The organism is Micrococcus sp. IITD107 (genome assembly GCF_041927415.1).
Lineage (GTDB): Bacteria > Actinomycetota > Actinomycetes > Actinomycetales > Micrococcaceae > Citricoccus > Citricoccus terreus.
The window spans coordinates 291,272-306,241 of record NZ_JBHFFN010000002.1 but is presented as its reverse complement, the minus strand read 5'-3'; the positions used below and the strand labels follow the sequence as shown (position 1 = coordinate 306,241).

11 protein-coding genes and 2 pseudogenes are annotated in these 14,970 nt (G+C 59.0%); 3 read left to right on the top strand and 10 right to left on the bottom strand.

Features of this window, described 5'->3' with window-relative positions; genetic code table 11:
* Positions 1 to 144: 144 nt before the first annotated feature.
* From ACEXHE_RS05795 to ACEXHE_RS05775, 5 genes are all read right to left on the bottom strand, one after another.
* A complete protein-coding gene (locus ACEXHE_RS05795) occupies positions 145 to 1,101 on the bottom strand; it encodes a Gfo/Idh/MocA family oxidoreductase (protein WP_356968052.1) in 957 nt (318 codons plus the stop codon).
* Positions 1,098 to 2,216, bottom strand: coding sequence for a DegT/DnrJ/EryC1/StrS family aminotransferase (locus ACEXHE_RS05790; protein WP_374785041.1), 1,119 nt, complete (start codon positions 2,214 to 2,216; stop codon positions 1,098 to 1,100). Before ACEXHE_RS05790 ends, ACEXHE_RS05795 begins: the two co-directional genes overlap by 4 nt.
* Positions 2,206 to 2,832 carry an acyltransferase gene (locus ACEXHE_RS05785; RefSeq protein WP_374785040.1) on the bottom strand — a complete coding sequence of 209 codons (627 nt, stop codon included), beginning with the start codon at positions 2,830 to 2,832 and terminating at the stop codon, positions 2,206 to 2,208. The genes ACEXHE_RS05790 and ACEXHE_RS05785 overlap by 11 nt, the downstream gene beginning before the upstream one ends.
* Positions 2,833 to 2,838: 6 nt before the next feature.
* Positions 2,839 to 4,140: a nucleotide sugar dehydrogenase gene (locus tag ACEXHE_RS05780; protein ID WP_374785039.1), complete on the bottom strand. Its 1,302-nt coding sequence runs from the start codon at positions 4,138 to 4,140 to the stop codon at positions 2,839 to 2,841.
* Between the two features lie 151 nt (positions 4,141 to 4,291).
* A complete protein-coding gene (locus tag ACEXHE_RS05775; protein WP_374785038.1) occupies positions 4,292 to 5,485 on the bottom strand; it encodes an O-antigen ligase family protein in 1,194 nt (397 codons plus the stop codon).
* A 435-nt stretch (positions 5,486 to 5,920) separates the two neighbouring features.
* On the opposite strand from ACEXHE_RS05775, the gene ACEXHE_RS05770 reads away from it, so the two are divergent.
* The 3 genes and pseudogenes from ACEXHE_RS05770 to ACEXHE_RS05760 form a co-directional block, all read left to right on the top strand.
* Positions 5,921 to 7,168, top strand: a complete 1,248-nt coding sequence (locus ACEXHE_RS05770; RefSeq protein WP_374785037.1) for a lipopolysaccharide biosynthesis protein — start codon at positions 5,921 to 5,923, stop codon at positions 7,166 to 7,168.
* A gap of 201 nt (positions 7,169 to 7,369) precedes the next feature.
* A pseudogene (locus ACEXHE_RS05765) lies at positions 7,370 to 8,677 on the top strand (ISL3 family transposase).
* 7 nt (positions 8,678 to 8,684) lie between these two features.
* Positions 8,685 to 9,311, top strand: a pseudogene (locus tag ACEXHE_RS05760) (integrase core domain-containing protein); the annotation flags it as partial.
* A gap of 70 nt (positions 9,312 to 9,381) precedes the next feature.
* Here the strand turns inward: ACEXHE_RS05760 and ACEXHE_RS05755 are convergent.
* From ACEXHE_RS05755 to ACEXHE_RS05735, 5 genes are all read right to left on the bottom strand, one after another.
* Entirely contained in the window at positions 9,382 to 10,590 is a 1,209-nt protein-coding gene (locus ACEXHE_RS05755) for a glycosyltransferase family 4 protein (RefSeq protein ID WP_374785036.1), read from the bottom strand.
* 68 nt (positions 10,591 to 10,658) lie between these two features.
* On the bottom strand, positions 10,659 to 11,324 hold the full coding sequence (locus ACEXHE_RS05750; RefSeq protein ID WP_374785035.1) for an acetyltransferase: 666 nt from the start codon (positions 11,322 to 11,324) through the stop codon (positions 10,659 to 10,661).
* Positions 11,321 to 11,950, bottom strand: a complete 630-nt coding sequence (locus tag ACEXHE_RS05745) for a sugar transferase (RefSeq protein ID WP_374785034.1) — start codon at positions 11,948 to 11,950, stop codon at positions 11,321 to 11,323. Before ACEXHE_RS05745 ends, ACEXHE_RS05750 begins: the two co-directional genes overlap by 4 nt.
* A complete protein-coding gene (locus tag ACEXHE_RS05740) occupies positions 11,950 to 13,083 on the bottom strand; it encodes a DegT/DnrJ/EryC1/StrS family aminotransferase (RefSeq protein WP_374785033.1) in 1,134 nt (377 codons plus the stop codon). Before ACEXHE_RS05740 ends, ACEXHE_RS05745 begins: the two co-directional genes overlap by 1 nt.
* Positions 13,073 to 14,863 carry a polysaccharide biosynthesis protein gene (locus ACEXHE_RS05735; protein ID WP_374785032.1) on the bottom strand — a complete coding sequence of 597 codons (1,791 nt, stop codon included), beginning with the start codon at positions 14,861 to 14,863 and terminating at the stop codon, positions 13,073 to 13,075. Before ACEXHE_RS05735 ends, ACEXHE_RS05740 begins: the two co-directional genes overlap by 11 nt.
* Positions 14,864 to 14,970 lie beyond the last annotated feature (107 nt).

Here is a 14,970-nt window from a genome sequence, read left to right as displayed (position 1 = left end):
TCATCTAAGGACAGACTCAATGAGAAGACCCGGCTCCACCAGTGTGCTGGCAGTGCCGGGTCTTCTGGCCTCCCCGATTATCTCACGTCTCAAACATGTCAGCGGTATCGGGTGCTGATCTCAGAGTGCGGGAGTTTGGTGACATCAGTTGGCAGCAATGACGGCTTCTGCAGCCGCCAGGGTTCGGAGTCCTTCTTCCATCGTCACCACATCATGGCGAGTGCCCAGAATGGCGTCCCTGAAAGCCTCGTGTTCTGAGCGGAGCGGTTCCTGTTTGGTGAAGGCGAACCGGGTCATGTTCCCTTCGCTGACACCCCTGAAGTTCGCCACCGTGTCCCAGGACGTCTTGACCTTGCCGTTCTCGAAGAAGGTCAGATCAGCCGTCAGGGTGTCCGCTACGAATGCACCAGCTTCTCCGGTGACAACTGTGACCCGTTCTTTCATGGGCGAGAGGCGGTTGACGAGATGATTGGTGACCACCCCGTTCTCCAACCGGCCGGTGACAGATACGAGGTCCTCGTGACCGTCCCGAGCAACGACGACGTTCTCAGAGGAGATCCGCTCAAAGGTCGAGTCCCCGATCCACATGGTCAGGTCCAGGTCGTGCGTGGCCAAGTCCAACGCCACGCCCACGTCGGTGATGCGATCGGGGAAAGGTCCTTGGCGGCGGGTGGCGATCTGGTAGATCCTCCCTAGCTCGCCCGCATTCAACCGTCTCTTGAGCTCCTGAAGCGCGGGGTTGAAGCGCTCGATATGGCCCACTGCACCGACCAGCCGACGAGATGAAAAAGCCTCTGCCAGCCGACGTCCAGCCTCAGAAGTGGACGCGATGGGCTTCTCCACCAAGGCATGGATACCAGCTTCGGCGAGCTTCATCCCTACTTCCTCATGCATGCTCGTCGGCACTGCACAGACCGCAGCATCGATGCCATGACCAATGAGTTCCTCGACACTGGAGTAGACCGGCAAACCGCCAGCGGCACCATGGCTGTCACCGAACGCATCAGCAAGCGCAACGAGTTCGACTCCCTCGATGGTCCGTGCCACACGAGCATGGTGCCGTCCCATCATGCCCAGACCGACCAGTCCCAGACGGATCATGCTCCAGCTCCCGCTACGGCCGTGACCGCAGCAACGATCCGATCGAGGTCCTCCGCCTGCAGAGAAGGATGAACGGGGAGCGAAACCACCTGCGTCGAGATCTCACGGGTGACCGGGAGATCAGCTTCGACACGGAACGATTCCAATTCGTTGACGGGCACCGGGTAGTAGACCCCGGAACCCACTCCGTACTCGTCCTTCAGCGCGCGGACGAACTCGTCACGGTCTGCACCGGACGCTCCCTGAAGCCGGATGGTGTACTGGTGGTAGACATGGCCAGCTCCCTCGGCCACATGCGGGGTATCGACATGGGAGATCGCGGCGAGTCCGTCGTTGAGCACGGCGGCGTTGCCCTGTCGCTGACTGGTCCATCTCATGACCTTGGTCAGCTGCACCCGGCCGATGGCCGCGTGAATGTCCGTCATCCGGTTGTTGAAGCCGATGACTTCGTTCCGGTACTGCTGCTCCATACCCTGATTGCGATACAGGCGCACAGACCGAGCGAGATCATCGCTCTGGGTGGTGACCATGCCACCCTCACCGGAGGTCATGTTCTTCGTCGGATAGAGACTGAAGGCCGCGAAGGTACCGAAGGTGCCGACAGGTTTCCCATTCCAACTGGAGGCATGCGCCTGCGCGGCATCCTCGAAGAGCAGCAACCCGTGTTCGTCCGCGATGCGCTGGAATGAGGTCATATCGGCGGCCTGCCCATAGAGATGGACGGGTATGATGCCTTTGGTCTTGTCCGTGATGACAGATTCTGCACTGGACGGATCCAGATTGAAGGTGCGTGGGTCGATGTCCGCGTACACCGGAGTTGCACCGGTGAGAGCGACAGAGTTCGCCGTGGCCGCGAACGTGAAAGCAGGCACGATGACCTCATCACCGGGCCCGATCCCCGCTGCGAGGAGTCCGAGGTGGAGCGCTGACGTCCCAGAATTGAGGGCTATGCTCCGCGTTCCGGGAGCAAGGATCTCACTGAACTCCTGTTCGAAGGCCGCTACTTCTGGCCCCTGAGCGACCATGCCGATGGAGAGCACCTTGTCGACCGCTGAGCGCTCTTCATCGCCAATGATCGGCTTTGCGACCGGGATGAGCTGTCCGTCAAATGCCACTGTCTTGTCCTACCTTCGTCAGTCGTCCGTCGTGCTCTTGATACTGATTCCCCGACACTGGGCATTCCCAGAGCTCATCTCTCCGTTCGAGCCGCCGTCCAGACTCCCCGACCCACCCGATCTGACGAGCCGGCACACCGACCATCAATGCGTAGTCTGGAACGTCTTTGGTCACTACCGTGCCAGCGGCGATCATGGCCCATGCCCCGATAGTTACGGGTGCCACGCAGACAGCCCGCGCGCCGATAGACGCACCCTGTCCGATGCGTACGCCCACTGGCGCCCAGTCGTCAGCGGACTTCAGCGAGCCGTCTGCATTGATGGACCGCGGATAGGTGTCGTTGGTCAGAACCGCAGCAGGACCAACGAACACTCCCTCGCCCAGATGAGCAGGCTCATAGACGAGCGCGTAGTTCTGAACTTTGCAGTTGTCGCCCATCTGGACGCCAATGCCCACGTAGGCGCCCCTGCCCACCACACATCCGGTACCGATCTGTGCTGACTCCCGAACTTGAGCCAGATGCCAGATCTTGGACCCGGCCCCTATAGACGCACTGTCTGCAACGTCAGCTCCTGGCGCGACCATGAAGTCGGATGTCGAATTGATGGCACTCATTTCCGCTCAGCCCTGAGACTCGGGCAGACCGATGACTCGGCGCCGAACGCCTTCCCAGCGGGACGGGTCGGTGATATTTCGGCCATCCACCAGGGAACGAACACCAGGCAGATTCGCCGGAGTCAGGTCACGGTACTCCGCATGGTCTGTCTGGATGATGGACGCGTCGACCGACTCACCAAGGTGATAGGGCGTGAACCCCAGTTTCGACAGTTCTTCGTCGTCATACAGGGGGTCGTGAACGCTCACCTGGGCACCGCGCTCAGCCAGCGCGGCGACGGTCGCGAAGACACCGGAGAAGGCGGTTTCCTTGACTCCTCCACGGTAGGCAGCACCAAGCACGGCCACTCGCTGCCCGGACAGGTCACCATGGACTCCTTCGAGCATTCCCACTGCATAGGTAGGCATGTCGGCATTGACTGCTCGTGCAGTTCGTACGATGTCGGCCTGAGGGTCATTCCACAGGTAGAGACGGGGGTAGACCGGAATACAGTGGCCACCGACGGCGATCCCGGGCCGGTGGATGTGGCTGTACGGCTGGGAGTTCGAGGCCTCGATCACCTGATAGATATCGATGCCATTGTCACCGGCGAACCGAGCGAACTCATTCGCTAGGCCGATGTTCACGTCGCGATAGGTCGTCTCGGCCAGTTTGGCCATCTCGGAAGCCTCAGCACTGCCAAGGTCCCAAACACCATTGGGGCGCTGCAAGTCGGGGCGGGCGTCGAAATCGAGAACGGCCTCATAGAACTCTTTAGCCAGTCGAGCTCCTTCTGCGCTCAGCCCGCCAATGAGCTTGGGGTACTTCCGCAGGTCTTCGAACACGCGGCCGGTAAGGACACGCTCCGGAGAGAACACCAAGTGGAAATCAGACCCCTCTTTGAGACCTGATCCTTCCTCCAGCATTGGCTTCCAGCGGGTTCGGGTTGTGCCAACTGGCAAAGTCGTCTCGTAGCTGACAAGGGTGTTGGGCGTCAGGTGGCGGGCGAGCTCTCGTGTAGCGGAGTCCATCCACCCAAAGTCAGGTCTGGCGTCGTCATCCACAAAGAGTGGAACAACCAGTACCACCGCGTCGGCCTCTGGAATCGCTTCCCCATAGTCCGTGGTTGCACTCAGACGGTCAGCATCGACACACTCTGCCAGCTTCTCCAGCAGATGGGCCTCGCCGGGAAAGGGTTCGTTACCGGCATTGACCGAGTCAACGACGGCTCCATTGACGTCCACGCCTACAACCTGGTGTCCCTTGGATGCGAACTGGACTGCCAAGGGCAGTCCGATTTTCCCCAGAGCGACGACTGCGATTCTCAATTTCAGCCCCTACTTCAGTTCGGCGATTTGCGACCCCCTATCGGGCCAATCCGATACTACTGGTACGTCACAGGACATACGAACGGACCCAGAAGAACCTCTGCAGTGCCCGATTCCGTACCGTATTTCTGGATTCTAGCCGGACTGACATTCACCTCAGTAGAGAGGCTTCGCTCAACTCCTCCGAATCACCCATACGCTCAGAGCTGTCGTGATGGATCGAAAGAGTTGCCAACCCAAAAAAGAACCAGATAAATCTGGAATCATAATAGTCGCCGGAAAAGAATGAAGTAGTAAAATAAAACACGCCCGCCAGCAGCAAGAACAGCGCACTCTGGGACACAGATGCCGACCGTATCGATGCACCCACAAGACTGCCCACCGCAACAAGCAGCAGCAGCCCGCCTACGATCCCCCCCTCGGCCAGGGTAGATAGAACCAGGTTGTGAGCGTAACCATAATCGTGACTACCAACCTGAAGCGCGCTAAACCCATCAAGCCCAACCCCAAACCAGGGGCTCGACTGAAACATCCCCCAGGCCTGCTCAGTGATGACGTCACGTCCGGAAGCATACTTCTCGATTAGAGTTTGTCGGATGAATCTCTCTTGAACAAAATCAATTATATAGCCGTCTCGCCAGCGGCTTGCGAGAATCAAAGCAAATCCAAGAATACCCCCTGCGGCGGCAATCTTCGCCGGACCCAACTTTACGGCAGCAATCGGCACAAGGACGACTGCAATTATTGCGGCAGCGAGAATGCCTCCACGTGAACCAGACAGGATGGCACCAATACTGAATACCGGCAAAGTTAGGAGTACTAAATTGACATTCTTAACAACTGCCAAGTAAAGGGCCGCGATGGACGCTATAATCATTATTCGGACGAATGTATTAGGACCACCACCGGGTGCCGAGTACCTACCCTGCAAGTCAGGTCCAGAAGCAATTGCCAAGATGAAGTAGATCAAACCTGTGACTACAGCCCACGTCCAGATGCTGTCTAGGAAATCCAAGTCGAGATAGGTTGCTACGAACCATGCCAAGGATACAAGCACTAAAAGAAAGAATATATCCTGGATGCCCGACACTACGTCGGCCCCGGATGGCGCCCACATGGCAGATAGCGCCATCCAAGCAGACCAAAGCGCGAACCCGGCCCAGCCAATCATTCTCGAGCGGCGGGCAGCGACTAAGTTGGAATCAGCAGACAAAGCGAAAACCAGTAGGACCCCACCGGAAGCCAGCAGATACCTTAGATCAAACGAGCTCGAATCTCCACCTTCGTTCAGGCGAGATATTGAGAATCTACCGGCGAGAAGACTTACATAGAGGTAGAGAAGCACCCACCGAGCATTTCGGAGCCCCTTATGCTCACCAGAACGTTGGTGCGAGTGAGCGGCTGTAACGTGTTTCAGGTGAACCTACCTGTCTTGATCGCGACCGCAGGCTTGGAAGGGTGAACGATCTCTACCTTCATAGCCTTAGACCGCTCTACCTTCATAGCCCTAGACCGGGTGGAGCATTCATACACAGCAAACCCCAGCCAGGTCGTCGGACTGCGTGTGTAGCGATGCAACCTCGGAGAACAAGTATAGCCTCATGGAGGCTGTTGCAGAATCAAATCTGTTGACGAACCGCTACTCACCAGCTTTGAGCCCTTTAGAAGATGATGCGAAGGTTTGTAGCTTGACAGCAACTGAGACGGACTCGCTACTCAACAGTCCTTGCTACTATTTTTTCAGAAGTCGATCAATCGGGAAGAGACTAGAGTGCGGCCTATGAATCTCCCCAGCATGCGGTCTCGCGCCAAAGGCCTGCTCTCTTCTGTGACGACGTGGCTGGTCTTGACCCAATTGGTTACCGCCGGAGCAGCTTTTCTTTTGAATCTTCTATCATCAGCTTCTTTGGACCCGGCTGATCGAGGCATACTAGCCCTGTTTTTGCAGATTGGGTATCTCCTAACTGTACTTTCAATGCTTGGAGCCGAAAAGCCATACATCGCCACCGCAGGTAAGCCGATTCGCTCAGCGCTCGGGGAATTGCAGCGACTCGCCGCCCCTGGTCTTGTCATGTGCTCAATGATTCTGTTGATTCTTGCGGGCATCCTTTGGATGAACGGCGTAGCAAACTGGGATTTAGTCGGTCTAGGCGCCGTGTTCGTTATTGGGAACTTGCATCTTCTCGTTCTCCGCTCCGGATCTATCGCTAGCACCACGTGGTGGACCTACGTTCTGACCGCGCTCGGTTGCCAAATCCTGCTAGTTTTCGGCGGTGTATGTCTATCGGTTGCCGGAGTGAACGACCTGACTTTGTGGGTACTCCTTTACGTTGGGTCAACCCTCATCGCGACCATCATCACACTGCCGAAGACGAACTGGTCTGCGTATCGAATATTCAGAGGCAGTAGTTCATACCGGACAAGCCGAGATCAGGGGCTTCGACTTCTCCCAGCGTCACTCGGAAGCGTCTCTATGCAGAGGGCCGATAGGTTCCTACTTCCGTTACTCGCTTCGCCTGCAGCTTTGGGCATCTATGTTATGGCTGCGACGGCTGTCTCCTTTTCAGCGTGGCCTATTCAGCAATGGAGCGATACGAAGCTCGAAGCGTGGGCTAGTTCCAAGGACCGACATCTTCGCCGCGTACTTGCGCCGATGGGGGTGGCATTCATTGTCACAATGGTTTTCGGATTAATTGTCTCAGGAGTTGTTTGGATCAGTATTGACAAATTTCTAGGCACGGCATATGAGCCGGCAAAAAGTCTACTGCCGGTTCTCGTAGCATCAGCCGTGATATACAGCCTCACCCGAGTTCAGCAGGGGATGATGATTGCCCTCGGGCAAGCAGGTCGTGTCAGTATCTCGGAGATCACAGGCCTGTCCATCTCGGTGTGCGCCTGCTTCTTGCTGATACCGCTATTCGGTGCTCTTGGGGCCGCACTCTCCGTTCTTGCTGGCAACCTGGGCTGCCTAATTGCCGCGACGTGTTACTGGGCGGCATCGAACCGAAAGTTTCAAACTGAACAGTAACGTTCACCAATGTTTCCGTTTGCCGCTGGCGGCGTCACATATTGGGCTGAGCCGGTCGGGCTGAACCGCCCCAGGTTTGATGGCTCATCACAAACGGGGGTGTAGACGGGGGCTCGGGGAAGTGGCGCGTCGATAGCTGGATATAGGTCGAGGCCTTCCCATGATGGAGGTTCCTACGCCAGCCATCTGAAAGACCTCGACGTGTCCAACGCTACCTTCGACGACTGTGACCTGACCAAGTTCTGCCGTCTGGACGAACTCGGCCTTCAAGCCACCGGGCAACGGGTGGAGCCCGGGCGGGCAGTGCTGGCCTGCCGGGTCGTGGATCCGGATGACTGGTGTCATCGCTGCGGATCCCAGGGCACCGCGCGCGGCACGGTGATCCGGCAACTGGCGCACGAGCCGCTGGGCTGGCGGCCTACCACGCTGCGGATCACGGTGCGCCGGTACCGGTGCGCGGACTGCGCCCACGTCTGGCGCCAGGACACCACGAAGGCGGCCGAGCCCAAGGCCAAGCTCTTCCGGCGTGCCCTGCGCTGGGCCCTGGAGGCGCTGGTGGTCCAGCACCTGACCGTGGCCCGGGTCGCCGAGGCGCTGGACGTGCGGTGGAACACCGCCAACGACGCCGTGCTCGCCGAGGGCCAGCGGCTGCTCATCGACGACCCGGCCCGGTTCGACGGGGTCACCGCGATCGGCGTGGACGAACACGTCTGGCGCCACACCCGGCGCGGGGACAAGTTCGTCACCGTGATCATCGACCTGACCCCGTTGCAGGCCGGCAACGGCCCGGCGAGGTTGCTGGACATGGTCGAGGGCCGCTCCAAGCAGGCCTTCAAAGCTTGGCTGGCCAAGCGCCGGTAATCCTGGCGGGACGGGATCGAGGTGGTGGCGATGGACGGGTTCACCGGGTTCAAGACCGCCACGGAGGAGGAGCTGCCCGGGGCCACCGCGGTGATGGACCCGTTCCACGTAGTCCGCCTGGCAGGAGATGCCGTGGAGAAGTGTCGACGGCGAGTCCAGCAGCAGGTCCACGGCCACCGCGGCCGTAAGGACGATCCGCTCTACAAGGCGAGAAGAACGTTACTGACCGGGGCTGACCTGCTCACCGAGAAGCAGTACTGCCGCATCCAGGACGTCTTCGAGCCTGATGAGCACGTCGAGGTTGAGGCCACCTGGGCGTTCTACCAGCATCTGGTCGCCGCCTACCGCGAGCCAGACAGGGCCAAGAGCAGGACGATGATGCAGAAGCTGATCACAAAGCTGGGCCGGGCCGTGCCGAAGACGCTCACCGAGCTGGCGGCATTGGGCAGGACGTTGAAGAAGCGGGCCGCGGACATCCTGGCCTACTTCGACCGACCCGGCACCTCCAACGGCCCCACAGAGGCGATCAATGGCCGGCTCGAGCACCTTCGCGGCTCCGCCCTGGGATTCCGGAACCTCACCAACTACATCGCCCGGTCGTTGCTGGAGTCCGGAGGATTCAGGCCCCGTCTACACCCAGGATTGTGATGAGCCTGAAAACCTGCGCCAACGACCGCAGAAGATCACCGCCCGGGCGCCGGGGCACATGGTGCACCTGGACGTGAAGAAAATCGGGCGCATCCCCGAGGGGGGAGGCTGGCGTGCCCACGGACGTGACAGCGAAGCCGGCCGTGCTTCCAAGCGCGGGTCTGGCCGGCGGGTCGGCTACACCTACCTGCACTCAGCGATCGACGGGCACACCCGCCTGGCGTACACCGAGGCGTTGGAGGACGAGAAGGCGGTGACCACGATCGGATTCTTCTGCCGGGCGAGGGCGTTCTTCGCCGCCCACGGCATCACCGTGGACCGGGTGGTCACTGACAACGGGAGCAACTACCGGGCCGCGGAGTTCACTCAGAAGGTGGTCTCGCTCGGGGGTCGGCACCACCGGATCCGCCCGTACACCCCGCGCCATAACGGGAAGGTGGAGAGGTACAACCGGCTGATGGTCGATGAGGTCCTCTACGCCCGCCCATACACCTCAGAGAACCAGCGGCGTGAGGCGTTGGCGGTGTGGGTGAACCACTACAACTACCATCGGCCTCATACCTCCTGCGGGGACGCCCCGCCGGCCTCGCTGGCCCCGGTACGTGTCAACAACGTCATGACCTCTTACATCTAAGCAGCACGCAAGCCTCCCCTGGGCAGGCGAATGCTGGAGTTATCGCCCTAGCACACTCCTCCAATAGGATCTAATCCAAATCAGTGAGATCGTCGATCATCTGGTGGAATCGTTGCGCGGAGTTTCTATATGTGTAGTTCCGCAAGACGTGCGTACGTCCGCTTTCTCCCATCTTTTGTCGTTGGCTTGCAGGCAGCTGTTGCATTCGCTTCATAGCAAGAGCAAGTTCGTCCACGTTGTCCCCAGGCACAGTAATACCCGCAAGAGCATCCTCCACCAAGTTATTCAACGCGGAAGCCCCGAAAACAACCGGCTTTGAGCAGAGAAGATAATCAAATAGCTTATTGAGTGCGATACCGTACTTGTACAGATCGAGCGCTCTCATATTTGCCACCAGAACGTCTGCACGCTGTGCGAAAGCAACCAGTTCGGCCCTAGGGATACGGTCCGTAAACACAGTGGTGCTACTTATGCCAAGCTCGCCCGCCAAGTCTTTAAGTTTCGACGAGAGTGGCCCGCTACCAACAAGCTCAAGTCTCGTTTCTGTCTCAGATTGAGCGACAAATATTGCATACGCCTTGAGAATTGTATCAACCGCATTAGCATTCCCCATGGACCCAAAGTACATGACAGTAAATGGATCATTAGGATTTTTATCATAGGTCGGTACTACATCCTGGTCATCTGAAACGCCGTTTGGTACCCAATAGAAAGGCTTGTCTTGAAACCCTGAATCTGCCAGGTACCTATCGAGCCCGGGGAGCGGAGACATGACGGCATCGGCCTGGGAGATCAGCCACCGCTCTAAGGAGCCGAGAATAACAGACGGCGGGCCCCATCTTCGGATCTTCCCCAGTTGGATAAAAGTTTCTGGCCATATGTCGGCAATCTCAAGAACAAAAGGGACACCAATCCCTCGTGCCAGGCGAGCGCAAAAAAAGGCAGCCAAAGGGTTAATGACCCTACCAACAATTATATCTGGCTTCGGCAACTTCCTGAGAAACTTCGGATCTCTAAATTTCCGGCCGAAGTCGAACATATTGAGCAGCCGATCGGGTCCATTTCCGAGGTACTCCCTTGCATGTACCCAATACGACCGAGTCCCTTCCCACATCACCGGCATCAGGTCACCATTGACTGCGTACTGCCGTCCGGCTGGGTGAGAGGTGCTCGCGCCAATTACGTGAACTTGTATTTCGGACTCTCTAAGCTCTCTGGCAATCTCCACATGCAGTCCAGACATTCCTTCTTTAGAAAGGAATGGTGCATAGTGATTCACAACCCAGACAGTCTTCAACTTTTTAGAACTCCCAGACTCTTTAGCACACTCATTCGTCTTTTGGATACTCATCTGGCGGGCACGCCCTTAACGACAGCGTCCGCGGGCACTGACTTCGTCACGCAAGATGAGGCGCCAATCGTACAATCTGCTCCGGCTACAAGTCCTTGGAGAATAAATGCCGCAGCGCCAACTACGACGCCGCTCTCAAGCAGTACATTTCCCGATATCGCGGCTTGAGGATTGACAGACACAAAGTCGCACAAAGTTGTGTCGTGGCCGACCGTGCAGTTCGGATTGAGATGCACATGACGCCCCAACTGGACATTGGTGGTGATGCGTGAACCTGGGCACATGATTGTCCCAGCGCCAATCCGACAGTCAGAGCCGATACTGGCTGTCGGATGGATCAAAGTAGCCGGCGACCACCCCGCCCATTCGAGACGGTCGGCAATCCTCCTTCGGACCCGAGCGTCATTGATTCCCACTACAAAGTGCGGGTTAGTGGGCCACACATGTGGTTCGACAGCACCGAGGATCTCTAGTCCTTGTCTATGTACACGCTCAACGTTGGCACTGGAAGGAGCATCGTCAAGGTATCCCAGGAGATTCCATGTCGGCACCTCACCTGATGCATTAATGTCCCTGACTACATCGGCGACTTCGCGACCGAAGCCTCCACTGCCAACTATCACGAGATCCTGGGGGGAAGACCTTCGGGTCAGGTCTCTCATGGCGTCAACCCGTCACGTGAGGGTAAATCACTACCCATGAACTCCGACATGGTGGCCTGCCCCTCAGCGCTGATGCCCGACCTTCGGATGACAGCGGAGACCGTCTTCCAAAGAATCGCCAAGTCCAGTTTCAAACTCAGTCTGTCGACATACTGCACGTCCAGTTCGAAGCGATCCTCCCACCTGAGGGCGTTTCGTCCACTGACCTGCGCAAGACCTGTGATTCCTGGTCGAATCTCGTGGCGACGAGCTTGGCGAGGCGAATACCGGTCCAAGTAGCGAACCAGAAGGGGGCGGGGCCCCACGAAGCTCATATCGCCTTTAAGGACATTTATCAGGGATGGAAGTTCATCAAGACTTGTTGACCTCAGGGTCCTACCGAACGGGGTCAGGCGTTGCTCGTCAGTGATGAGGCCTGCAGCTTCATCGACCTCTCGCATGCTTCGGAACTTGTATAGCTTGAATACTCGCCCGCCCATTCCGGGACGGTCCTGAGTGAAGAGCACAGGCCGACCGTGGTGCCGCGACACGAGGACGGCTGTCACTCCCATCACCGGTGCCGCAATAACGAGCAACGCACCCGCGCCGATGATATCGAGGCTCCGCTTGATCACTTTGTAATCCATCAGCGCACGCCCAGTGCGTCTGACAAGGCGGCAAGAACCCGGTTCATGGAATCCCGAGACATGGCTGAACCACTAGGAAGGGTCAGACCTCGGTCGAAGAGCATTTCCGAACTTCCATTGACGAGTGCTGGCTTGCCTTCGAATATGGGCTGAAGGTGCATCGGCTTCCAAAGTGGGCGAGTTTCGATATTTGCGACGTTCAACTGCTCGCGAAGCTTCTCGGCAGTCATAGGTGCCAGATCAGGATCGACAACGATTGAGGTCAGCCAGCAGTTGTCTTCCGCATCCTCGCCGCCGAAGATCTCGATTCCTGGAACCTGCCGGAAGAACTGGCGATACTCGTCACGCCACTGGCGACGCTGGGCGATCATCTCGTCCAGTCGTGTCAGCTGCGCCCTGCCCAGCGCGGCGAGGAGGTTGCTCAATCGGTAGTTGTAACCGACATCAACATGTTCGTAGTGCACCACAGGCTGACGGGCTTGCGTAGCCAGGTATCGGGCGTTGTCTGCCATGGCTCTGTCGTCCGTCAGCAGCATGCCGCCACCAGAGGTGGTCATGATCTTGTTGCCATTGAATGAGAACGCGGAGGCAACCCCGAAGGAACCGGCGGCCTGGCCTCCATGCGTCGCCCCGAGGGATTCGGCAGCATCGCACAGCAAGGTGGTCTCAAACTCAGCACAGATCTGCGAAATTGTGGTGTAGTCAACTGCCTTGCCCAGCAAGTCGACTGGCAATACCACCTTGGCCGGGGTCCCCGCGGCTTTGAGCTCCACAAGACCGCTCCTGAGAAGCCCTGGATCCATATTGCCGGTCTCAGGATCACAGTCAATAAAGTACGGTGTGGCACCTGTGTACATCACGGCATTCGCTGTCGCAGCGAACGTCATAGTCGATGTCACAACAATGTCCCCGGGTCCAACTCCCAAGCCGAGGAGCCCCAGGTGCAATGCCGCGGTGCCCGACGAGAGTGCCACGGCATGCTGCACGCCGATGCGGGCACTCATCTCCTGCTCGAATGCGTCTACGTCTGGACCGAGCGGGGCGATCCATCCAGAACGCATCGCTGCTACAACGTAGTCCTCCTCCACCTGACCCACATCCGGCGTGGACATCAACACCCGGTCACCGCTCATGGACAACCCCCTCTTCAACGTCCGACTTGCCACAACGCTCTAGCCATACCTTCTTGTCCATCATGTCCGGTGAGAGCGTCTGCACCATGGCGTGGGAAACCTTCGGGTGGTAGGGACGTTCGTCTCCCTCGCCCAGGCCGACCAGCTCTTCGTGCATCTTCTCGCCTTCCCGCAACCCCGTGAAGACGATGTCGATGTCCTTCCCCGACATCTCGATCATCCGCTCGGCGATGTCCATGATCCGCACAGGCTCACCCATGTCCAGGATCAGGACTTCACCGGCGGAACCGATGGCTCCGGCCTGGAGAACGAGCTGGCAGGCTTCAGGGATCGTCATGAAGTAGCGGGTGATGTCCGGATGGGTGACCGTCAGCGGCCCGCCCTTCTCGATCAGGGACCGGAACGTCGGCAGCATGGAGCCCCGGCTCCCGATGACGTTTCCGAAGCGCACCGACAGGTACGGCCTCCCGGTCTCTTCGCCCATCCAGGCCGTGAGCTTCTCCGCCACGCGCTTGGAATGGCCCAGCACACTGGTGGGGTTGGCTGCCTTGTCCGTGCTGATGTTGATGAACGTCTCCACGTCCACATCGCGGGCCGCCTCCAGAACGTTCAGCGTACCCAGGACGTTGGTCTTCCATGCCTCTTCCGGGTACTGCTCCAGCATCGGCAGGTGCTTCAACGCGGCCGCGTGGTACACCACCTGGGGCCGCCGCTCCCGGAAGACCCGCTTCATGGTCTCGGGCTCGCGGATGTCCGCCAAGACCACATCCTTGGTGTGCAGCAGGCCGTGGCCCACAGTCTCCAGCTGGGCCAGCTGCAGACCTGTCTCGTCGCGGTCCACCATGATCAGCTCCGCGGGAGCATGTTTCAGGACCTGCCTGCACAGCTCAGACCCGATGGACCCCCCAGCACCCGTGACCAGCACGCGTTTGCCGGCGATGTAGTGGGCGATGGACTCCACCTCGGTGTCCACCGGGTGGCGGCCGATGAGGTCTTCGATCGAGATCTGACGCAGGTCGGTCAGTTTGGTCTTGCCCTGCATGACCTCTTCCAGCAGAGGCAGGACGCTGACGGACAACCCGGCCTCCGTGGCTGCATCCGTGATGCGCCGGACGAGATCTGAGTCAGCCCAGCCGATGGCGATGACCAAGTCGGTGGCCCCGGTCTGCTCCGCGACGGTCCGCAGATCCTCGAAACCACCCATCACGCGGGTCCCGCGGATCTCGAGGTTGGACAGGTGCGGGTCGTCGTCCAAGAGAGCCACCGCGCGGAACGGTGACTGAGGGTCGGTCTTCATCCTGCGGATCATGGTCTCGCCGAGGTATCCGGCCCCGTAGACGATCGTGGGCTTGGCTCCACCCCCTGGGGTCATTCTCCGCTCACGTGAGAGTCGGAAGAGGTACCGGGCGGCCAGCATGCCGACCAGGGCCACGGGCGTGGCGATCAGGAACAGGCTGCGCGGGACATCCCATTCGGGCCCCCAGATCAGCCCCAGCAGTGAGGTCACCAGGCCGACGATCAAGGCAACGAGCGTGACAGTCTTGACCTCTTCGAAGGTCCCGTACACATGGCGACCGCGATAAAGGCCGATCAGGTACCCGATCCCGCTCTGGAGCACCACGGCCAGGGCTGCGAATCCCAGGGTCCCCAACCACGACGAGCCGGGGACGTCAAACTCGAAGCGCAGCCAGACGGCCAGCACCACGGCCACCAGCCAGGACAGCGCGTCCAGGCCCCAGAAGACCAAGCGGGCGGTCGTTGTACGGGTCCGGTGGTTCACCTGGGCGACTCCTTCTAGCGCATTCGGCTGTTCGAGAGCCCCTCAATCGAACAGTTCTCCTGCGCCAGCCATAGCCCCCTGCTGAGGTGACGCAACGACTCTCAGGT